The 20,963-nt window shown below is 72.4% G+C and carries 20 protein-coding genes; 6 read left to right on the forward strand and 14 right to left on the reverse strand.

Annotation, left to right across the window (positions count from 1 at the left end; genetic code table 11):
- Positions 1 to 239: 239 nt before the first annotated feature.
- Positions 240 to 1,946, forward strand: coding sequence for a 2-isopropylmalate synthase (gene leuA, locus IEZ06_RS00245; RefSeq protein WP_189234609.1), 1,707 nt, complete (start codon positions 240 to 242; stop codon positions 1,944 to 1,946).
- A gap of 318 nt (positions 1,947 to 2,264) precedes the next feature.
- Here leuA and IEZ06_RS00250 read toward each other — a convergent pair whose 3' ends face one another.
- From IEZ06_RS00250 to IEZ06_RS00260, 3 genes are all read right to left on the reverse strand, one after another.
- Positions 2,265 to 2,588 (reverse strand): STAS domain-containing protein, encoded by a 324-nt coding sequence (locus IEZ06_RS00250; RefSeq protein WP_189234610.1) that lies wholly within the window; start codon positions 2,586 to 2,588, stop codon positions 2,265 to 2,267.
- Positions 2,585 to 3,175, reverse strand: a complete 591-nt coding sequence (locus IEZ06_RS00255; RefSeq protein WP_189234611.1) for a DUF5994 family protein — start codon at positions 3,173 to 3,175, stop codon at positions 2,585 to 2,587. The genes IEZ06_RS00250 and IEZ06_RS00255 overlap by 4 nt, the downstream gene beginning before the upstream one ends.
- A gap of 287 nt (positions 3,176 to 3,462) precedes the next feature.
- A complete protein-coding gene (locus tag IEZ06_RS00260) occupies positions 3,463 to 4,161 on the reverse strand; it encodes a TetR/AcrR family transcriptional regulator (RefSeq protein WP_189234612.1) in 699 nt (232 codons plus the stop codon).
- Positions 4,162 to 4,399: 238 nt separating this feature from the next.
- Between IEZ06_RS00260 and IEZ06_RS00265 the strand changes: the two genes are divergently transcribed.
- A complete protein-coding gene (locus tag IEZ06_RS00265) occupies positions 4,400 to 5,344 on the forward strand; it encodes an NAD-dependent epimerase/dehydratase family protein (protein ID WP_189234613.1) in 945 nt (314 codons plus the stop codon).
- A gap of 107 nt (positions 5,345 to 5,451) precedes the next feature.
- Here the strand turns inward: IEZ06_RS00265 and IEZ06_RS00270 are convergent, their stop codons facing one another.
- Positions 5,452 to 6,357: a Gfo/Idh/MocA family protein gene (locus tag IEZ06_RS00270; protein WP_189234614.1), complete on the reverse strand. Its 906-nt coding sequence runs from the start codon at positions 6,355 to 6,357 to the stop codon at positions 5,452 to 5,454.
- Positions 6,358 to 6,405: 48 nt separating this feature from the next.
- Positions 6,406 to 7,692, reverse strand: coding sequence for a Glu/Leu/Phe/Val family dehydrogenase (locus IEZ06_RS00275; RefSeq protein ID WP_203871988.1), 1,287 nt, complete (start codon positions 7,690 to 7,692; stop codon positions 6,406 to 6,408).
- A gap of 272 nt (positions 7,693 to 7,964) precedes the next feature.
- On the opposite strand from IEZ06_RS00275, the gene IEZ06_RS00280 reads away from it, so the two are divergent.
- Entirely contained in the window at positions 7,965 to 9,521 is a 1,557-nt protein-coding gene (locus tag IEZ06_RS00280; protein ID WP_189234615.1) for an alkaline phosphatase D family protein, read from the forward strand.
- Between the two features lie 55 nt (positions 9,522 to 9,576).
- A complete protein-coding gene (locus IEZ06_RS00285) occupies positions 9,577 to 10,995 on the forward strand; it encodes an ATP-binding protein (RefSeq protein ID WP_189234616.1) in 1,419 nt (472 codons plus the stop codon).
- Between the two features lie 43 nt (positions 10,996 to 11,038).
- On the opposite strand, the gene rocD is transcribed toward IEZ06_RS00285, so the two are convergent.
- From rocD to IEZ06_RS37055, 5 genes are all read right to left on the reverse strand, one after another.
- The gene (gene rocD / locus IEZ06_RS00290; protein ID WP_189234617.1) at positions 11,039 to 12,250 is read right to left on the reverse strand and encodes an ornithine--oxo-acid transaminase; all 1,212 of its coding nucleotides are present in this window, start codon (positions 12,248 to 12,250) and stop codon (positions 11,039 to 11,041) included.
- A gap of 47 nt (positions 12,251 to 12,297) precedes the next feature.
- The gene (ddaH, locus tag IEZ06_RS00295; protein ID WP_189234886.1) at positions 12,298 to 13,074 is read right to left on the reverse strand and encodes a dimethylargininase; all 777 of its coding nucleotides are present in this window, start codon (positions 13,072 to 13,074) and stop codon (positions 12,298 to 12,300) included.
- Positions 13,075 to 13,331: 257 nt separating this feature from the next.
- Complete coding sequence (locus IEZ06_RS00300; protein ID WP_189234618.1) at positions 13,332 to 13,805, reverse strand: Lrp/AsnC family transcriptional regulator; 474 nt, start codon at positions 13,803 to 13,805, stop codon at positions 13,332 to 13,334.
- A gap of 214 nt (positions 13,806 to 14,019) precedes the next feature.
- Entirely contained in the window at positions 14,020 to 14,730 is a 711-nt protein-coding gene (locus IEZ06_RS37050) for a DUF5941 domain-containing protein (RefSeq protein ID WP_189234619.1), read from the reverse strand.
- Positions 14,727 to 16,304, reverse strand: coding sequence for a CDP-alcohol phosphatidyltransferase family protein (locus IEZ06_RS37055; RefSeq protein WP_189234620.1), 1,578 nt, complete (start codon positions 16,302 to 16,304; stop codon positions 14,727 to 14,729). Before IEZ06_RS37055 ends, IEZ06_RS37050 begins: the two co-directional genes overlap by 4 nt.
- A gap of 171 nt (positions 16,305 to 16,475) precedes the next feature.
- Here IEZ06_RS37055 and recO point away from each other — a divergent pair, with 171 nt between their 5' ends.
- Both recO and IEZ06_RS00320 read left to right on the forward strand, forming a co-directional pair.
- Positions 16,476 to 17,213, forward strand: a complete 738-nt coding sequence (recO, locus tag IEZ06_RS00315) for a DNA repair protein RecO (protein ID WP_068896861.1) — start codon at positions 16,476 to 16,478, stop codon at positions 17,211 to 17,213.
- A complete protein-coding gene (locus IEZ06_RS00320) occupies positions 17,210 to 17,986 on the forward strand; it encodes an isoprenyl transferase (protein WP_189234621.1) in 777 nt (258 codons plus the stop codon). The genes recO and IEZ06_RS00320 overlap by 4 nt, the downstream gene beginning before the upstream one ends.
- 124 nt (positions 17,987 to 18,110) lie before the next feature.
- On the opposite strand, the gene IEZ06_RS00325 is transcribed toward IEZ06_RS00320, so the two are convergent.
- The 4 genes from IEZ06_RS00325 to IEZ06_RS00340 all read right to left on the reverse strand — a co-directional run bounded on the left by IEZ06_RS00325 (position 18,111) and on the right by IEZ06_RS00340 (position 20,959).
- Positions 18,111 to 18,659, reverse strand: a complete 549-nt coding sequence (locus IEZ06_RS00325; protein WP_189234622.1) for a CGNR zinc finger domain-containing protein — start codon at positions 18,657 to 18,659, stop codon at positions 18,111 to 18,113.
- Positions 18,660 to 18,934: 275 nt separating this feature from the next.
- Positions 18,935 to 19,321, reverse strand: coding sequence for a Fur family transcriptional regulator (locus IEZ06_RS00330; protein ID WP_189234623.1), 387 nt, complete (start codon positions 19,319 to 19,321; stop codon positions 18,935 to 18,937).
- Complete coding sequence (locus IEZ06_RS00335) at positions 19,318 to 20,151, reverse strand: metal ABC transporter permease (protein ID WP_189234624.1); 834 nt, start codon at positions 20,149 to 20,151, stop codon at positions 19,318 to 19,320. The genes IEZ06_RS00330 and IEZ06_RS00335 overlap by 4 nt, the downstream gene beginning before the upstream one ends.
- A gap of 55 nt (positions 20,152 to 20,206) precedes the next feature.
- Positions 20,207 to 20,959: a metal ABC transporter ATP-binding protein gene (locus IEZ06_RS00340; RefSeq protein ID WP_189234887.1), complete on the reverse strand. Its 753-nt coding sequence runs from the start codon at positions 20,957 to 20,959 to the stop codon at positions 20,207 to 20,209.
- Positions 20,960 to 20,963 lie beyond the last annotated feature (4 nt).

Below are 20,963 nucleotides of genomic sequence, written 5' to 3' on the forward strand. Positions count from 1 at the left end.
GGGAGCCGACGTGCTCGGGCGCTCGGGTGTTCGGATCTCGGGGAGCCCGGGTGTTCGGGAGTCCGGGATGTGAGATCGGCGTCCGGGGATTTGGAACCGTCTGTTAACGTGGCATGCATGCTGCGCGGGCTGCTTCTTAGCTGCCGCGACGAGGGCCTGTAACAGGCCGGCTCCCTCGTCGCGGAGCGAGCCATGCGTGTCGGCCGTGATCGTCTTTCCAGTCGAGGAGCCGAAGCGATATGTATCCGCAGCAGCCCAGCCCCATGCCGTTCCAGCGCTACCAGCCCTTTGAGCCGGTGCGCCTGCCCGACCGCACCTGGCCCGACAAGGTCATCGACAAGGCGCCCCGCTGGTGCGCGGTGGACCTGCGGGACGGCAACCAGGCGCTGATCGACCCCATGGACGCCCACCGCAAGCTCAAGATGTTCGAGCTGCTGGTACGGATGGGCTACAAGGAGATCGAGGTGGGCTTCCCGGCCGCCTCGCAGACCGACTTCGACTTCGTCCGGCAGATCATCGAAGAGGACCGGATCCCCGAGGACGTGGTGATCCAGGTCCTGACCCAGGCCCGGCCCGAGCTGATCGAGCGGACCTTCGAGGCGATCCAGGGCGCGAAGTCGGCCATCGTCCACCTGTACAACTCGACCTCCACGCTGCAGCGCCGGGTCGTCTTCGGCCAGGACCGCGAGGGCATCACCGCCATCGCCGTCGAGGGCGCCAAGCTCTGCAAGAAGCTGGCGGACGCCTCCGACGTGGACGTCCACTTCCAGTACTCCCCGGAGTCCTTCACCGGGACCGAGCTGGAGTACGCCGTGGAGGTGTGCGACGCCGTCAACGACGTCTGGCAGCCCACCCCGGAGCGCAAGGTCATCGTCAACCTGCCCGCCACGGTCGAGATGGCCACGCCGAACGTCTACGCCGACCAGATCGAGTGGATGCACCGCAACCTGGCCCACCGCGACTCGATCATCCTGTCCCTGCACCCGCACAACGACCGGGGCACGGCCGTCGCCGCCGCCGAGCTGGGCTACCTGGCCGGGGCCGACCGGATCGAGGGCTGCCTGTTCGGCAACGGCGAGCGCACCGGCAACGTCTGCCTGGTCACGCTGGGCATGAACCTGTTCTCCCAGGGGATCGACCCGGAGGTCGACATCTCCGACATCGACGAGATCCGCCGCGTCGTGGAGTACTGCAACCAGCTGCCCGTCCACCCGCGCCACCCCTGGGGCGGCGAGCTGGTCTACACGGCCTTCTCCGGCTCCCACCAGGACGCCATCAAGAAGGGCTTCGAGCACCTGGAGCGCGACGCCGCCGCGGCGGGCGTGCCGGTGGACGAGCACACCTGGGCGGTGCCGTACCTGCCGATCGACCCCAAGGACATCGGCCGCAGCTACGAGGCCGTGATCCGGGTCAACAGCCAGTCCGGCAAGGGCGGCGTCGCCTACATCATGAAGGCCGACCACCACCTGGACCTGCCGCGCCGGCTGCAGATCGAGTTCTCCCGGGTCGTGCAGGCCCGCACCGACGCCGAGGGCGGCGAGGTCACCCCGGCGGCGATGTGGGAGGCCTTCGCCGACGAGTACCTGCCGAACCAGGCCAGCCCGTGGGGCCGCTTCGGCCTGCTGGCGCACCGCAACACCTCCGGGGCCGACGGCAAGGACGTCATCGGCGCCGACCTGCGGGTGGCGGGGGAGATCCGTGAGGTCGAGGGCGTCGGGAACGGCCCCATCTCCGCCTTCTGCGACGCGCTGTCCGGCATCGGGGTGAAGGTCCGCGTGCTCGACTACGCCGAGCACGCGATGAGCGCCGGCAGCGACGCCAAGGCCGCCTCCTACGTCGAGTGCGAGGTCGGCGACCAGATCCTGTGGGGCGTCGGCATCGACGCCAACACCACCACCGCCTCCCTGAAGGCGATCATCTCCGCGGTCAACCGCGCCGCCCGCTGACCTCCGCGGCTCTCCGCCGGCCGGGCCACACGGGCTCCCGCCGGCGGATGACCGAGCCGTACGGCCTCCGCCTGGGCGCCGGGCGGCAGTACTTCGAGGGCCGGGTCGGCACCACCTCCTCCGACATGGACCGGAGAGTCGGGTTCTGCCCCTGCACCATCGCCTCCGGTCGGCATGCTGGAACTGCACCACCACGGCGCGTGCGTCCACCTCGTCCTGCCGGCGTCGTCCGCGCCTCCGGCGGCGGAGTCCTCCCGCTGCGGTCCGCCCGGTGAGCGGTGACCGTGCGCTTCCGGGGCGCGCCCCGGAAGCGCACGGTCACGCCGCCGTCGGCAGGCTGCGGTCGAGGCCGGTGATGCGCAGGATCCGGGACATGTGCGGGCGGGGCGCGGTCAGGATGAGGGCGACGCCCAGCTCCCGGGCGCGGCGCTGGACGCCGACCAGGACCGACAGCCCGGAGGCGTCGCAGAACGACACCTCCGACAGGTCGAGGACGAGCGGGCCCGCGCTGTGGCGCAGGGCGTCCAGCAGCCGCTCGCGAATCGCCCGTCCGGTGAGGATGTCGATCTCACCGGACAGGCGGACGACGGTGGGGACCGGTGGGCGGGTCGCGCCGGACGGGCGGGCGTCGGCGGCGGTCACGGGGCTCTCCGGCCGGCGAGGTGCCCGCCTTCGTTCTCCCAGCCGGCCGGATCTCCTCCGTCCGGTGCGCGCTCGTCCGGTGCGTGCTCGTCCGGCGCGCCGGCGTCCGGTGCGGTGGAGCGTCGCGAGAGGTCGAGGACGTCCGCCGGTCCGAGGCCGGCGATGCCCGCCGCGGCGAGCGCGAGTGCGGCCGTGGCGGGGCCTTGCGTGGTGTCCGGTGCGATGACCAGCAGGGTGACGGGTTCGGCGTCCGCGAGGATGAGCGTGACCAGATGGGGCCGGGTGCTGCGGAACCAGCCCACCCTGATCTGGCGGCCCCGGGCCGGGATGCGGCGCGGGATGTGCTCCCAGGCGTCCGGGTGCAGGCCGACGCGCAGGGTGGTGCGCCCGAGCCGCTGGTCGATGGCGGCGATGAGCCCGGGCAGCTCGGCGGCGGCGTCGCGGGAGTACGGCCACCAGGCCCCGTCCAGGGCGTCCCGCCTGCCGAGGACGGGATCCAGGCTGATGCGGACCGCGGAGTCGACGGCGGGAACCGCGCCGGCGGTGGGGCTCAGCGGTGTGGGATGAGAGAGAAGCGTGGGCGTCATGGTCGCCTGGCCTGTCCGGGCCCTTGATCGGGCCGAAAGCGGTCTATCGCCGCGGGCGACGCCGGCTTGACTGCCGGCGCGCGAGATGTCCTCGGTGATTCCCACTCTACGCTGTTCAAGAAGGATTTCCCGATTCACGGACATCGGAAATGGACGGCAGGCGGGACTTCCGCGCGGCGGGCGCGCTCACCCGGGGCCGGAGGCCGACCGGAGGCGCCCGACTCGCGGGCCGAGTCGAGCGCCGCCGGACGTCCCATGGCCCGTGGCGCGGACCGCCCGCGTCGGGCTCAGACGGGTAGTCCCAGCAGGGCGGCGTGGTAGCGCATGGCGTGCTCGAAGGCCGGGGCGGGGTCGAGGATCGTGTTGTTGAACTGGCCGAACAGCTCGAAGCCGACCCAGCCGAACAGCCCGGTCCAGGCGGTCAGGGCCCGGGCGACCACCTCGTCGGGGACGCCGGGCATGAGCTGCCGCACCCGCTCCGCGTCCCGGCCGAACGAGGCGGGGACGGGCGGGCAGAGGCCGGGCGGGTTCAGGACCCCGGCACGGTGGGCGTCCGAGACGATCCGGCCGTAGACGACGGTGTCGCGGATCGCCGCGGCGACGGTGTCCACCGGAGCCTTGTAACCGGGCACCGGGGAGCCGTACAGCAGGGCGTACTCGTGCGGGTGCGCCAGCGCCCAGTCCCGTACGGCATGGCAGACCGCCAGCCACCGGCCGGTGTGGTCGCCGGGGGAGCAGGCCGCCTCGGCGTTCTCCACGGCCTCGCCGAGGGCGTTGTAGCCGTCGATGATCAGCGCCGTGAGCAGGTCGTCCCGCGAGGGGAAGTAGCGGTAGATCGCCGAGGAGACCATGCCCATCTCGCGGGCCACCGCGCGCAGGGAGAGCCCCGCCGCGCCGTCGACGGCCAGTTGCCTGCGGGCGATGTCGGTGATCTCGCGGGTCAGTTCGGCCCGGACCCGCTCACGTGCTGTACGGCCTGCGCTCATGGAGTCGACCGTACCAGAGCGCCGGAAAAGAAAGAGAGCACCGCTCTTGACGATATCTGCTCCAATGAGAGAGCATTGATCTCAGAACGGAACGGCAATCCGAAACAGTGCTCTCCATGCACGGCCGGCGATCGTCTTCGCCGCAGTCTTCGCCGCAGTCTTCGCCGTCGACGCCGTTCTCCGGCTCGTCCGGCAGCAGTGGGAGCCGGTCCGGAACCAGTGGAAGGGAAAAATCGACATGGGTAAGCACGTCGTCGTGGGAGCGGGGCAGGTCGGCTCCGAGGTGGCCCGGCTGCTGGCCGGGCAGGGTCACGAGGTCGTCCTCGTCAGCCGGTCCGGCTCCGGTCCGGACCTGCCGGGGATCCGCAAGGAGGCCGCCGACGCGGCCGGCCGCGAGCGCCTGACCGGGCTGGCCGCGGGGGCCGAGGCGATCTACAACTGCGTCAACCCGCCCTACCACCGCTGGGCGCAGGACTGGCCGCCGATGGCCGGATCGCTGCTGGCCGCCGCCGAGGCCACCGGTGCGGGCTACGTGATCCTCGGAAACCTCTACGTCTACGCCGCCCCCGACCGGCCCATGAAGGAGAGCGATCCGCTCACCCCGCCCAGCGCCAAGGGCGCCATCCGGGCCCGCATGTGGCAGGACGCGCTGGCCGCGCACGAGGCCGGGCGGGTCAGGGTGACCGAGATCCGCGGCTCGGACTACTTCGGCCCCGGCTGCCGGGACCAGTCGCACCTGGGGGACCGGTTCGTCCCCCCGCTGCTGGCGGGCCGGACCGTGCGCCACATCGGCGACCCCGACCAGCCGCACAGCTGGACCTACGTGCCCGACGTGGCCCGGGCCCTGGTGACCGCCGCGGCCGACGACCGGTCCTGGGGCCGCGCCTGGCACGTCCCCACCGGCCCGGCGATGACCTACCGGGCCGTGGCCGAGCGGCTGTGCGAGCTGGCGGGCGCCCCCGGCCCGGCGGTGAAGACGATGCCCCACTGGCTCGTCCGGACGGCGGGTGTCCTCTCACCCATGCTCGGCGAACTGGAGGAGCTGCGCTACCAGTTCGTCCGGCCCTTCGTGCTCGACTCCACCGACTTCCAGACCGTCTTCGGCATGGCGCCCACCCCGGTGGACGAGGCGCTGACCGCGACGATCGCCTGGTGGCGCGACCGCCTGGCCGCCGCGGCGTGACCCGCCGGGGCCGTACGCCCCCGCAACGGGGCGGCGCACGGCGGGTGGGACATCCGACGGGACGGCGCACGACGGCCGGGCGTCCGGGGTGGAGACGGCGTCCGGGACTACCCGGCGGACGCGCGGCCGGCCGCCTCGCGGACGATCTCCTCGCAGAGGGCGTGGGTGGCCAGGGCGTCGCCGGTCCGGATCACCCGGCCCGTCCGGACCGCGTCGAGGAAGTCCAGGCAGGCCTGCTCGATGCCGCGCTGCCGGGCGACCGGGATCCAGTCGGCGCGCCGGGTGAGCGTCTCGCCGCCCGCGTGGTCGACCACGTCGCCGAGGTTGACCACCCGGCGCTTGACCCCGTCGCCCATGACCTCGCAGGTCTCCTCGACGGCTCCGCTCACCCGGTTCATGACGCCGATCGCGGTGAAGCCGTCACCGGAGAGCTCCAGCACCACGTGCTCCAGCAGCCCGTCCCGGACCCGCGTGCGGATCCCGGTCCGGGTCACCTCGCCGGGCACGAGGAAGCGCAGCGTGTCCACGACGTGGATGAAGTCGTCGAAGACCGCCCGCCGCGGCTCCTCGGCGTGGTCCACCCGGTTCTTCTGCATCAGGACCAGATGCCGGGGCAGGTCCAGCAGGGCGGCGTACCCGGGCGCGTACCGGCGGTTGAACCCGGTCATCAGGTTCACCCCCGCCTCGTCCGCCAGCCGGGCCAGCCGCTCGCAGCCCGCCAGGTCGTCGGTGATCGGCTTGTCGACGTACACGTGCACGCCCGCGCGGAGCAGCGGTTCGACGATCCCGGCGTGGGCCGGGGTGGCCGCGTGCACGAACGCCGCCCGGACCCCGGCCTCGACGACCTGGTCCACCGAGGTGGAACGCGCCGCGACCCGGTAGGCGTCGCCGAGCCGGTCCAGCGTCGCGCGGTCGCGGGTGCACAGGTGCAGGTCGAGGCCGGGGAGCGCGGAGAGCACCGGAAGGTAGGCCTTCTGTGCGATGTCCCCGAGCCCGATCATGGCGATTCTCATGCGCGGAAGCCTAGTGCCGGGCTGCCGGGTCGTCGCCGCCGCGGCGCGTCAGGGATACAGGCCCCGCATCCGGTGGGCCTCGGCGACCCGGCCGACGCCGATGATGTGGGCCGCCTGGCGCAGGGTCACGCCGCGCTCGGCGGACGTCGCCGCGACCGCGTCGAACGAGGACTCCATCAGGTCGCGGAGCCTCACCTCGACCTCGCTCGCGTTCCAGGAGCAGGCCTGCAGGTTCTGCACCCACTCCAGGTAGGAGACGATCACGCCGCCCGCGTTGGCCAGGATGTCCGGGACCACCGTGGTCCCGGCGTCGGCGAGGATGCGGTCCGCCTCCGGGGTGGTGGGGCCGTTGGCGCCCTCCACGATCAGGCGGGCCCTGATCCGCGGGGCGTTCTCCTCGGTGATCACGCCTTCCAGCGCCGCGGGGACGAGGACGTCGACGTCCAGCTCCAGCAGCTCGGCGTGGGAGAGCGCGTCGGCGTGGCGGTAGCCGTACACGCCGCCGGTCTCGGCGACCCAGGCCCGCAGGTCGTCGACGTCGAGGCCGGAGCGGTTCACCACCGCGCCCGTGACGTCGGAGACGGCCACCACCCGGCAGCCGGCGTCGGCGAGGTAGCGGGCGGCGAGCGCGCCGACCTTGCCGAAGCCCTGGACCGCGACCGTACGGCCCTCGGGCGAGCCCGGCAGGGCCTTCAGCGTGGCGAGCTGCACGCCGCGCGAGGTGGCCCCCGCCCGGCCGAGGGAGCCGCCGAGGGTCGTCGGCTTGCCGGTCACCACGCCGGGGACGGGGTAGCCGGTGTTCACCGAGTAGGTGTCCATGATCCATGCCATGGTCTGCTCGTCGGTGCCGACGTCGGGCGCCGGGATGTCCCGCTCCGGGCCGATGATCGGCAGGATCTCGTTGACGTAGCGGCGGGTGACCCGCTCCAGTTCGCGCGTGGTCAGCGAGGCCGGGTCCACGGAGACGCCGCCCTTGGCGCCGCCGTACGGGATGCCGACCAGCGCGCACTTCCAGGTCATCCACATGGCCAGCGCGGTGACCTCGTGGATGTCGGTGGAGGGGTGGAAGCGGATGCCGCCCTTGGCCGGGCCGCGGGTGATGTTGTGCTGGACCCGGAAGCCCTGCACGACGTCCATCCGGCCGTCCTCGCGGCGGACGGGCACCGCGACGGTGAGCGAGCGGCGCGGGGTGGCGAGCATGGTGCGCAGGCCGTCGTCCAGGCCGAGCCGGTCGGCCGCCTGGTCGAGCTGGAAGAGCGCGGAGTCGAGGGCCTGGCGGCCCGGGCTGAGCAGAGAGGTGGTTGCCGGCGTCGTTGACGGCACCGTGATCGACATGAAGGAGGACCTCCATACGGTGGGCGGGGCGCCGTTGCCCCGCCCGAGGCGGTTGTTCGTGATCAGCGTAACCACGTGGGGCCGCCGGGCGAAGGCGGCGGTGTTGCGTTCTCGTGGCCGGTCGTTGTGCGATTCCGCACTTGTCCGCCGATCCGTTGTTACCGATCAAACCGGCTGGGCACTGGGAGGGGAACACGCCGATATGGCAGGCTCGTGGTGATGAGTCCGCCATTCCGTAGTGGCTGATCCGTAGGGCTGAGGGGACGAACGACGTGCCGGAACTTGTGGTCGGGCCGCTGCTGCGCTACGTCGACGAAACGAGCGCCTCCATCTGGGTGGAGACCAGCGAGCCGTGCGAGGTGACGGTCCAGGCGGGGCGGGCACGGGGGAGCGGGCGGACGTTCACCGTGCACGGCCACCACTACGCCGTGGTGGACGTGGAGGGCGGCGGGGCCTACGAGGTACGGCTCGACGGCGAGCCCGTCTGGCCGCTGCCGGACCACCCGCCCAGCCGCATCCGGCTGCTCGGCTCCGCCGGCCCCCGGAAGGTGATGTTCGGCTCCTGCCGGACCAGCGTGCCGCACGACACGCTGCACACGATCTCGCACGGGGTGGACGTCCTGCGCTCGTACGGCTGCAGCCTCATGGAGGCCCCCGAGGAGGACTGGCCCGACCTGCTGCTCCTGCTCGGCGACCAGGTCTACGCCGACGAGCCGTCCGCCGAGATGCTGGAGTTCATCAAGAACCGCAGGGACACCGAGCCGAAGAAGGAGATCGCCGACTTCGAGGAGTACGCCGAGCTGTACCGGGTGGCCTGGACCGACCCGGAGATCCGCTGGATGCTCTCGACCGTGCCCAGCGCGATGATCTTCGACGACCACGACCTGCGCGACGACTGGAACACCTCGGCGGACTGGCGCGAGCAGATGTCCAAGGTGGAGTGGTGGCCGCGCCGGGTGATCTCGGGACTCGGCGCCTACTGGGTCTACCAGCACCTGGGCAACATGTCGCCGGCCGAGCGCGAGGCCGACGGACTGCTCGGCAAGCTGTGCGCCGCGGAGGGCGACGGGGCGGAGATCCTCGACGCGTTCGCCGCGCACGCCGACGCGGTCCCCTCGGAGAGCAGGTGGAGCTACGCCCGGGACCTGGGCTCGACCCGCCTGATCATGCTCGACACCCGCTGCGCCCGGCAGCTCACCCCGGGGGACCGGCGCATGATCGACCCGGTCGAGTGGGAGTGGCTCACCGAGCAGCTGGAGCGGGAGGGCGCCGAGCGCTTCGTGATCGGCTCGTCGGTGCCGTTCCTGCTGCCGGCCGGCATCCACCACATCCAGACCTGGAACGAGGCGCTGGCCCAGGGGGCGTGGGGCAGGCGGGCCGCCCGCCTGTCGGAGATGCTGCGCCAGGCCATCGACCTGGAGCACTGGTCGGCCTTCCGCCGCTCCTTCGAGGACCTGGCACGGCTGCTGGTCAGGACGGGCCGGCCCGTGGTCATCCTCTCCGGCGACGTGCACTACTCCTACGTCGCCAAGGCCAGGCGCCACCCGATCCACCAGCTGGTCTGCTCGCCCATCCGCAACCCGCTCAGCCGGACGCTCCGCCTGGCCAACATCGTCGCCCAGTTCGGCGTCGCGACCCTGATCGGCGGCTGGCTCTCCCGCCTGGCGCGGATCCCCCGCCCGCCCATCCGGTGGCGGATCACCGACGGCCCGTGGTTCTCCAACGCGATCGCCACGCTCGATCTGGACGGCCCGCTCTCGGCCCGCTGGGACACCGCCACCAGCGCGGGCGTCACCGAGGTCGCCACGGTGGAACTCGCGGTCCGATAGTTACTCTCATTGCTGGAAGTATCAGCGAGGTTACTAACATCAATGAGAGTATGTCGTGGTGGAGTTCATCGGACGCGAGCGGGAGCTCGCCCTCCTGAAAGAGCACCTGGACGCGGTGCACGGAGCGGTGGGGCGGAGCCGCCCCGGTCGCTGTCTGATCATGCGTGGCCGCCGCCGGGTGGGGAAATCGCGCCTGGTCGAAGAGTTCGTGCGATCCGCCGGTGTCCCGGTGCTCTACTACACCGCGGGCGGCGTCCGGCTGGGCCAGGAACTGGAACAGTTCCGCAAGGACGTCTCCCTCGCGGGGGTGCCCGAATGGGAGTTGCTGGCCAGAACGCCGCTGAGTGACTGGGACGGCGCCTTCCATCTCCTCAGCCAGGTGCTTCCGGGTGACCGGGCGTCCATCGTGGTGATCGACGAGGTCCCCTATCTCTCCCAGGGGGATCCGGGCTTCGAGGGAACCCTGCAACGAGCGTGGGACCGGTATTTCGAGCAGAAGCCGGTTCTGCTGGTCCTCATCGGCTCGGACCTCTCCGTGATGGAGGCGCTCACCGGTTACGGACGGCCCTTCTATCAGCGCGGACGAGAGATGAAGCTCGGCCCGCTCACCCCAGGTGAGGTCGGCCGGATGCTCGCTCTCCCCGCCCCGGAGACGTTCGACGCCTGGCTGGTTACCGGCGGGCTCCCCCTGATCTGCGCGGAATGGAAGAACGGGGAGGGATTATGGGACTTCCTGGAACATACTCTGGCCGACCCCACCTCCCCGCTGCTGGTCTCCGCCGAACGATCGCTCGCCGCGGAGTTCCCCAAGCAGGCGATCGCCAAGGACGTCCTCAGCGTCATCGGATCCGGTGAACGGACCTTCGGCAACATCTCCAGGGCGTCGGGAGGGCTCGCCGCCGCGACGGCGACCCGCTCGCTGGAATTACTCGTCGCGAAGCGGGTCGTGGCCGCCGAGCTTCCACTGAGCACCCGGCCGTCCAAGGACCGCCGCTACCGGATCGCCGACCCCTACCTGCGGTTCTGGACGCGTTTTCTGCAGCCCGCGCTGCCCTTGCTGGAGCGGGGGCGGTCGGATGTGGTGCTCCGCCGTATCCGTGACGGCTGGACGTCCTGGCGGGGGCGCGCGGTGGAGCCGGTGATCCGCGAGGCGCTGTCGCGACTCCTGCCCGACGAGGCGTTCCCCGACGTGGTGGAGGTCGGTTCCTTCTGGACCAGGACGAACGATGTGGAGATCGACATCATCGGCGCCGACCGTGAGCCGATCGCCAGGCGGTTGTTCTTCGCGGGCTCGGTCAAATGGCTGGAGGACCGCCCCTTCGACAATCACGATCTCATCGAGCTGGCCAGGGCCCAGGGAGCCGTACCGGGCGCGGGTGACCTCCCGATGATCGCGGTCTCGAGAGCGGGGGTCACCACGGGAGGTCTGGCGGCCTGCTACGGCCCGGAGGATCTCATCCGCGCATGGGATTGATCTCGTACGGCTCACGCCCCGCGACGCGAGCCGTACGGAGGGATCAGCGGGAGAGGTCCTCGATCGCGCCGGCCAGCTGGTCGACCGCCCAGACGAGGTCGTCCTCGGCGATGACGATCGGCGGGGCGAGGCGGATGGTGGAGCCGTGGGTGTCCTTGGCCAGGACGCCCCGGCGCATGAGCGCCTCGGAGATCTCTCGGCCGCTCCCGAGCGAGGGGTCGACGTCCACGCCCGCCCACAGGCCCCGCCCGCGCACGGCCACCGCGCCCCGGCCGACCAGGGCGTTCAGCCGCTCGTGCAGCACGCCGCCCAGCTGCTTGGAGCGGGCCTGGTACTCCCCGGTGCCGAGGATGTCGATGACCGCGCACGCCACCGCGCAGGCGAGCGGGTTGCCGCCGAAGGTGGAGCCGTGCTGTCCCGGCCGGATCACACCGAGGACGTCGGCGTCGGCCGCGACGGCGGAGACGGGGACGACGCCGCCGCCCAGCGCCTTGCCCAGCACGTAGACGTCGGGGACGACGCCCTCGTGGTCGCAGGCGAAGGTCTCGCCGGTACGGCCCAGGCCGGACTGGATCTCGTCGGCGATCATCAGCACGTTGTGCTCGGTGCACAGCTCGCGGACCTGCCTCAGGTAGCCGTCCGGCGGGACCAGCACGCCGGCCTCGCCCTGGATGGGCTCAAGCAGCACCGCGACCGTGTCGGCGTCGACGGCCTCGCGGATCGCCTCCACCGAGCCGTACTTCACGACCTTGAAGCCCGGCGTGTAGGGACCGTAGCCGCCGCGCGCGTCGGGGTCGGTGGAGAAGCTCACGATCGTCGTGGTGCGGCCGTGGAAGTTGTCCTCCATGACGATGATGTTCGCCCGGTCGGGGGCGACGCCCTTGACCTCGTAGCCCCACTTGCGGGCCGTCTTGATCGCGGTCTCCACGGCCTCGGCGCCGGTGTTCATCGGCAGGACCATGTCCTTGCCGGTGAGGTCGCCCAGCCCGGCGGCGAAGGCCGCGAACTGGTCGTGGAAGAAGGCACGGCTGGTCAGGGTGAGCCTGCCGAGCTGCTCCCGCGCCGCTTCGATGATCTTCGTGTTCCCGTGCCCGAAGTTCAGCGCCGAGTAGCCGGACAGGCAGTCCAGGAACCGGCGCCCCTCGACGTCGGTGACCCAGGCGCCCTGCGCCTCGTGGATCACGACGGGGAGCGGGTGGTAGTTGTGCGCGCTGCGGCGCTCACTGAGCTCGATGAGCTCGGCCGTGGTGGTCATCGGTACGTCACCGTCTTCCCTGGTCCGCGGCGTCCGCCGCCCCCCGTTCATCCCCGGATCTCGAGCGTGCAGCACTTCGGGCCGCCGCCGGCCTTGCGGAGCTCGGACAGATCGACCGGGACGACCTCGAAGCCCGCGCGTTCGAGCGTGCGCCGCAGCCCCGCCGCCTCTTCGTTGATCACTACGTGGGTGCCGTCGCTGACCGCGTTGAGGCCCAGCACGGCCGCGTCGTCCTCGCCGGCGATGACGGCGTCGGGGAAGAGGCGGCGCAGCACCTCCTGGCTCCCCGGGGAGAACGCGCCGGGGAAGTACGCCACGTTCTGCCCGTTCAGCGGGAAGAGGGCCGTGTCCAGGTGGTAGAAGCGGGGGTCCACCAGGCGCAGGGTCACCACCGGGCGGCCGAGGAACTCCTGCGCCTCGAAGTGGGCGGCGATGTCGGTGCGGAATCCGGTCCCGGCCAGGATGACGTGGTCGAGGGTGAGGAAGTCGCCCTCGCCCTCGTTGGTGAAGGTCGCCTCGCGCACCTGGCCGTAGCCGTTGCGGACGAACCACTCCAGGTAGGCCGGGCCCTCGGCCGCGCGCTCGGGGTGCGCGAACCGCGCGCCGTACACCCGGCCGCCGACGACCAGCGCGCCGTTGGCCGCGAAGACCATGTCCGGCAGGCCCTCCACCGGGTCGATCAGGCTGACCCGGTGCCCCAGGGACTCGTAGGCGCTCCTGAGCCCCTCCCACTGCCGGATCGCCGCCTCGCGGTCGGCGCCCGCGCCGGGGTCCATCCACGGATTGATCGCGTACTCGACCGCGAAGTGCTCGGGCGGGCACATGAGGAAGTGCCGCGTCGTGGCGGTCCCGCCCGCCGCGGGGAGCGGGGCGGCGGCCGCCGCGGGCGACGGCCCGGCGCCGGTGGCCACGGAGGCGGGGGGAAGGGGGTTCTCCCGGCCGAGCACCCCGGTGACTTCGCTGGCTGTGATGGCGCACCTCCACGAGAGGACGTCGTGTCAGGGACGGCAACAGCCTAGGAACGGGATCCGCGCAGGCCAAGGGGCCTGCCGTGCGCGCCGGCGCGGCTTTCGCGCGTCCTTCAGGCGAGGAACGGCGATTCGTTGCGCGTGGTGATCAGCGGGGCGTCGATCAGCCGGGAGAGCACGATGGAGCTCTTGGTCCGCACCACGAACGGCTCCGCGGCGATGCGCTCGATCACCCGCTCCACGTGGCGCACGTCCGTCGCCCGGATGTGCAGCAGCGCGTCGGCCTCCCCGGTGATCGTGCACGCCGAGACCACCTCGGGGTGCCGGGCCACGGCCACCCCGATCTCGGCGGGCGAGGTCTTGCCCGCGCAGAACAGCTCGACGTACGCCTCGGTGGTCCAGCCGAGCGCCGCGGGCTCCACCCGCGCGGTGAACCCGGTGATCGCCCCCGTCTCGCGCAACCGGTCCACCCGCCGTTTCACCGCCGACGCCGACAGGCCCACCCGCTGCCCGATCTCCGCGTAGGTGGCGCGGGCGTCCTCGACGAGCGCCCCGATGATGTCGCGATCCAGCCGGTCCAACTCCACGCTGCTTTGTAACACAGTCGCGCGGCCGGGCGGCGCGCGGCCGGGGTCAGGCGGAGGTGCCGGCCGGGACGGGCGCTGAGAGGTCCGGCCGTGCCCTGAGCGGTCCGGCAGTGCTCGAGCGACCCGGCCTCTCATACGGCGAGGGCCGCGGCGGCGCGCCGCGGCCCTCGGGGTCGTCGTACGGCGGGCGCCCTCCGGCGTCCGCTGCGGTTCGTCAGGCGGGCTCGGCCTCGCCGGTCGCCTGCTCCATGGCCTCCTCGGGGGAGGTCTCCAGGTCGTCGCTCTCCTGGGCCTTCGACGCCGACGCCTTGTCCAGGCGGACCCAGCTCGTCACGCTCTCGATGGCGAACAGCACGCCCAGATAGAGCGTGAGCGCGGCCAGCACCCAGGTCAGCACGCCCAGCGCGGCGCCCGCCCCGAGCAGCAGGAGGCGGATCTCCCAGCCCAGACCGGCGCGGAACACCCAGTCGGGCGGCCAGATGCCCTGCCGGGTCCGGTAGACGGTGTCGTAGGTGTGGTAGCCGACGACGTAGAGCAGGACGAACAGCAGCCACTTGGGCGCGTCCGCGGCCAGACCGACCAGGATGACGATCAGGAACTCGGTCGCCCGGATCAGCGGCGGCACCAGCCAGTCGAGCTTGCCCAAGTGGTCGCGGGCCGCGGTGGGCAGCACCAGCACCACCATGACCAGCGCGGGGACGATCAGCATCGGGCCGTCGTCCAGGATCCCGGCCACCGCCATCGCGACCACCACGAGCAGCGCGGCGAGGGAGGCCGGGACCGGGGGCAGGCCGGGGCCGACCGCGCGGCGCAGCGCGGTGACCAGCGGGCCGTCGTCGCGGTAGGCGAGCAGGCGCGCGGTCTGGATGCGCAGGCGCTCCTCGTAGGGGTCGGGAGCGGGGGTGGCCTGCGGCTGGGTGATCATGCGAGCGACCTCATCAGACGTCCGGTGAGCGAGTAGGTGGCCCCGATGCCGCCCCAGATGATCAACACGAGGAAGGTGATCCGGGCGTCGAAGAGGGCTCCGGTGATGGCGATGACGGCGAAGCGCTCACCGATCGGGAACACGATCATCTTGCGGGCCCAGTGCACGGCCCGGTACCGGCCGGCCTTGGTCCACATCTTCAGCAGGTTGCGGATCCCGCTGCTGCGCGCCGCCTTGCGCTGCTCCAGCGCGTCCCGGAGCGGGGTGTCGGGAGCGATCGAGAGCGGGATGGAGGGCAGCGGAGACGGGGGCCTGCGCCGGTTGGCCGCGCCGAAGGAGAAGTCCAGCAGGTGCTTGATGGACTGCAGGCCGAGCGCGACCAGCGCCAGGGTCCACACGTCGCCGACCCCGGAGACGGCCGCGCCGACCGCCAGACCGGCGAAGACCACGTACTCCTTGAAACGGTCGAAGGTGGCGTCCAGCCAGGCGCCGAGCACGCCGAACTTGCGGGCGTACCGCGCGACCTGGCCGTCCACGCAGTCGAAGACGAAGGCGAAGTAGATCAGGAGCCCGCCGGCCACCATCCCGGGGCGCTCGCCGGTGGCGAAGCACGCCGCCGACGCGACGCCCAGGGCGATCGAGATCAGCGTGACCTGGTTGGGCGTGAGCCCGCGCCGGGCCGCCCAGCGGGCGATGTACCGCGAGTAGGTGCTGACGAAGAAGGTGGTGAAGAAACCGTCGGCGCCCTTGACCGCGTTGTTCAGCCGGGCCTTGTCCTCGTCGAACCCGGCCATGTCCGCCACGGCCTGGTCGGCTTCGGAGCGCTCGGTGATCCGGCGGTAGAACAGGTCGCGGCGGCCGCGGATGCCGACCGAGACGCCGCGCCGTACCAGGCCCAGCACCAGCAGCTGGACCAGGTCGTCCTCCGGACCGAGCAGGTGCGCCATGTCGGCGAGCTCGCGGGCCGCCTCGGCCAGCGTCGGCGCGTGCTTGACGTGCACGTGCAGCGGGCCGAGCAGGACGGCGTTGGGCCGGGTCACCGCGTGGTAGGCCGAGCCGACCGAGATCACGCGGGACTTGGCCGCGCGGACCCGGACCGGCAGGCCCTCGAGGACCCGGTCGCCGATCTCGGGCCGGGCCTCGTCGATGGGGACGTTCGGGACGACGGCGTCGCCGTTCTCGTCCTCCTCGCGGGGCTCCTTGACGATCAGCGCGAGCGCGCCGCGCTTCGACTTGGTGATCTGGTAGATCAGCTCGTCGTGGATCAGGGAGTTGGCCGGGAGGATGAGCAGGTTCTCCGTGGCGTGCTCGACCGCCTCGGCGACGGCGCGCAGGTCGCCTGCGAGGTCGGAGGTCTCGACGAGCGTGCCCGGGAAACCCCGGTAGGCCGTGGCGTCGCCCGAGCGGGCGATCGTCACCGGCGCGGCGTCGAGCGAGGCGAGCTGGCCGTGCAGCTTGCCGATCACCGTGGGGCAGCCGGGAAGCGCGGGCAGAGTCAGCGCGGCGGACGGCGTCGACTGGCCGGGGGCGGCATCGGGGCCGGGCGATGAGCCCAGCAGGACCACGCGGGGCATGGCACCCTTTCGTGCGGGGGTGAGGTGGAACCGGGTCGAACATGGCGGGAAAGTTCGCCAGAGGCCAAAGTTTAGTGAGTCCCGAGTGAACAACACGCACCCGTGACCCATCCGTACTCCATGATCATTGCCGAAGGCCTGCCGGGCCGGGTCTCCCCCTAGACTGGGCGGGTGAGCCTGTACCGTGACGAGGGCGTCGTGCTGCGCACCCACAAGCTGGGCGAGGCCGACCGCATCATCACGGTCCTCACCAAGCGGACGGGCAAGATCCGGGGCGTGGCCAAGGGCGTCCGGCGCACCACCTCCCGCTTCGGCGCCAGGCTGGAGCCCTTCACCCACGTCGACCTCCAGCTGCACACCGGCCGCACGCTGGACGTGGTCACCCAGGTCGAGACCATCAGGCCGTACGGCGAGGCGCTCATCGCCGACTACCCGCGCTACACGGCCGGCAGCGCGATGCTGGAGACGGCCGACCGGCTGATCATGGGGGAGAAGGAACCCGCCCTCCGCCAGTTCCTGCTGCTCGTCGGGGGCCTGCGGGCGCTGTCGGCGGGGGAGCACGAGGCCAGGCTGGTGCTGGACGCCTACTTCCTGCGCTCGCTGGCCGTGGCCGGATACGCCCCCGCGCTGGTGGAGTGCGCCCGCTGCGAGGGCACCGCCGTGCGGGCGTTCGCCATCGTGGCGGGCGGCGCGGTGTGCGGGAACTGCCGCCCGGCCGGCGCCGCGGTGCCCGCGGGGGAGACCCTCGCCCTGATGAACGCCCTCCTCAAGGGCGACTGGCCCGCCGCGGACGCCTCCGCGGCCCGGCACCGGGCCGAGTGCAGCGGCCTGGTCGCCGCCTACCTCCAGTGGCACCTCGAACACGGCATACGCTCTCTGCGACACGTAGAAAGGGAGCCCGCAACGTGAACGTCCGTCCCCCCGCACCCCACCCCTCCGGCGCCGTCCCGCCGCCGATCCCGCGCGACCTCGTCCCCCGGCACGTCGCGATCGTGATGGACGGCAACGGCCGGTGGGCCAAGCAGCGCGGCCTGCCGCGCACCGAGGGGCACAAGGCGGGCGAGGCGTCGCTCTTCGACGTGATCGAGGGCGCGATCGAGCTGGGCATCCCCTACCTGTCGGCCTACGCCTTCTCCACCGAGAACTGGAAGCGCTCGCCCGACGAGGTGCGTTTCCTGATGGGGTTCAACCGCGACGTCATCCGCCGCCGCCGCGACCAGCTGCACGCCATGGGCGTGCGGGTCCGCTGGGCCGGCCGCCCCGGGCGGCTGTGGAAGAGCGTCATCTCGGAGCTGCAGGACGCCGAGGAGATGACCGAGCGCAACTCCACGCTGACCCTGCAGTTCTGCGTCAACTACGGCGGCCGGGCCGAGATCGTGGACGCCGCGCTCAGACTGGCCGAGGACATCGCCACCGGGCGGGTCAAGCCGGGACGGGTGAAGGAGGAGACCTTCGCCCGCTACCTGGACGAGCCGCAGATCCCCGACGTGGACCTGTTCGTGCGCTCCTCCGGCGAGCAGCGCACCTCCAACTTCCTGATCTGGCAGTCGGCCTACGCCGAGATGGTCTTCCTCAACCGGCTCTGGCCGGACTTCGACCGCCGCGACCTGTGGGAGGCGTGCGAGACCTACGCCAAGCGCGACCGCAGGTACGGCGGGGCCGTCCCCAACGAGGTGCGCTGACCTCGCCCCCGAAGGGGCGGGACCCGCGCCTCCCGTCTGACCGGGCGGGACCCGCGCCCCGTGCCCGGTCGGGCGGGACCTGCGCGCACCGGGACCGCGCGCGACCGTGCCGCGCCGGGGCGGCTCAGGCGCGGCGGCGGGCCCGGTAGGCGGCCACGTGCATGCGGTTGCCGCAGGTACGGCTGTCGCAGTAGACCCTGGAGCGGTTGCGGGACTCGTCGACGAAGACGCGCTCGCAGTCGGGGGCCGAGCAGGTGCGCAGGCGCTCCCACTCGCCCTCGACCAGCAGGTGGGCCAGCGCCACGCCGAGGTCGGCCGCCAGGTGCTCGCCGAGGGATGCGCCCGGGGCGAAGTAGTGGACGTGCAGGGAGTGGCCGTCGTGCTCGGTCAGGCGCGGCGTGATGCGGGTCTCGCTCAGCAGGGTGTTCAGCCGGATGACGGCGGTGGCCTGGTCGGGCGCGGTGAAGACCTTGTGGAAGGCCTCGCGGAGGGCCCGGACCTGGCCCAGGTCGGCCGCGCCGAGCTCGCCGACGCCGCTGATCTGCCAGCGGTCCACGAATTCGCCGAGCCTGTCCAGGCTGTCCAGCCGGTCCTCGCCCCCGGTCGAGGGGGAGGTGTTGACCAGGTCGACGGCGGTGGCGAGCGAGTGCACCATGTCATGTCCGAATGGCATGTCGACTCCTGTTCGGTGCGGGGTTCGGCGTGGTCGCACGTACGGCGGCCCGCCGTCCCGGAAGCGTATCCCTCCGGGACGGCCCCGCGGCCTTCCGTCACCGCACATCACCGCGTCGGTTTCAGGGCGGGAGGCCGGCACGGCGGACCCGCTCGCGGGGGAACCGGATCGCCGGACAAGTCGGGAACCGGTCGCGGGGGAACCGACCGCCGTCTTCACCTCCGGCTCCGCGCGGTCTCCGGGGCCGTCCGGCCGCCGCCCCGCGGACGGGCCGCTCAGGACCGCGCGGCGGCGGAGCAGGACGAGCAGGTGCCGAAGACCTCGACCGTGTGCGTGATCTCGGTGAAACCGTGCTCGCTGCCGACCGCCTCGGCCCAGCGCTCCACGGCGGGCCCGGCCACCTCGACCGTCCGCCCGCAGCGGCGGCAGACCAGGTGGTGGTGGTGGTCGCCGCTGGCGCACGCCCGGTAGACCGACTCGCCGTCGTCGGTGCGCAGGACGTCCACGTGGCCCTTGTCGGCCAGCGCCTGCAGCGCCCGGTAGACGGTGGTCAACCCGATCTTGGCGCCTTCCGCGCGCATCTCGGCGTAGACGTCCTGCGCGCTGCGGAAGCCCTCGCTCTGGCGGAGGATCTCGTGTACGGCGTCACGTCTGTTGCTCATGGGCGGGACTCCTGAGGTCGGCTTCGGCGTACGAATCTACCGAGCCCGAGGGCCAGGACGAACCCTCCCAGCGCGACGAGCACGATCAGCGCTCCCGGCGGCGCCTCGACGTAGAAGGAGGTGGTGAGGCCGCCGACCGTGGCGACCACCCCGAAGGCCATGGCCAGCAGCATGGTGCTGCGGAACCCCCGGGTGAGCTGCTGGCCGGTCGCCACCGGGACCACCATCAGGGCGCTCACCAGCAGCAGCCCGACCACCCGCATGGCGATGACCACGGTCAGCGCCGCGGTGACGGCGATCAGCAGGCTGAGGAGGCGGACCGGCAGGCCGGCGGCCTTGGCGACCTCCTCGTCCTGGCAGAGGACGAACAGCTCCCGGCCGAAGACCGCCACCACGCCGAGCACCGCGACCGCGAGGGCGCCGATCACCCACACGTCCTGGAGGGTGACGGTGCTGATCGAACCGAACAGGTAGGACATGAGGGTGGAGTTGCTCCCGCCGGGGGCGAGCGAGATGAGCAGCACGCCTCCGGCGATCCCGCCGTAGAACAGCAGGGCCAGCGCCACGTCGCCGCTGGTCCTGCCGCGGGCGCGGACCAGCTCGATGGCGACGGCGCCCAGCACCGAGACGAGCACGGCGGTCAGCACGGGGGCGGTGCCGGTGAGGAAGCCGAGCGCGACGCCGGTCAGCGCGACGTGCCCGATGCCGTCGCCCAGCAGGGCCAGGCGGCGCTGCACGATGAAGGTGCCGACGGCGGGGGCGGTCAGGCCGATGAGGAGCGCCGCGATCATGGCCCGCTGCATGAAGTCGTACTGGAGCAGGTCGATCACGACTCCGCCCCCCGGCGGGCCGGAGCGGGGGCGGGCAGGCCCGCGATGCGGTCGATCACGAGGTGGGCCTCCACTCCAGGGGGCTCGCCGGGGGCTCCTCGGCGTGCGGGTGCACGTGGTCGTGGCCGGGCAGCGCGTGCGCGCCGACCGCGTGCGGCGGCGGGCCGTCGTGGCAGACGCAGCCGTCGCGCAGGACCACCGCGCGGGTGACCAGGGGCTCCAGCGGGCCCAGCTCGTGGGCGACCAGCACGACCGTCTTTCCCTGGGCCACGAGCCCGGCGAGGGTGTCGGCCAGCAGCTGCTGGCTGGCCGCGTCCACGCCGGCCGTGGGCTCGTCCATGACGAAGGTGTCGGGCTCCCCGGCCAGGGCGCGGGCGATCAGCACCCGCTGCTGCTGCCCGCCGGACAGCGCCTGCACCGGGTCTCCCGCCCGGTCGGCCAGGCCGACGGCCTCCAGGGCCCGCGTGGTCGCGGCGGTGTCGGCCGCGCTCGTCGGGCGCAGCCGGCGCTGCCGTGCGATCCGCCCGGAGGCGACGACCTCGCGGATCGTGGACGGCACGCCGCCGCCCACCGAGAGCCGCTGGGGCACGTAGCCGATCCGCCACCAGTCGCGGAACCGGGCGGGCGGCGCGCCGTACAGGAGGGTGGAGCCCCCGGACAGGGGGGTCAGGCCGAGCAGGGCGCGGACGAGGGTGGACTTGCCCGACCCGTTCGCGCCGAGGACGGCCACCACCTCGCCGGAGTGCACGGTCAGGTCGATCCCGCGCAGCACCGGGCGGCGGTCCAGGCTGACCTGGCCGCCGCGCATGGTG

The organism is Planomonospora antibiotica, assembly GCF_014647955.1.
Classification (GTDB): Bacteria; Actinomycetota; Actinomycetes; order Streptosporangiales; family Streptosporangiaceae; genus Planomonospora; species Planomonospora parontospora.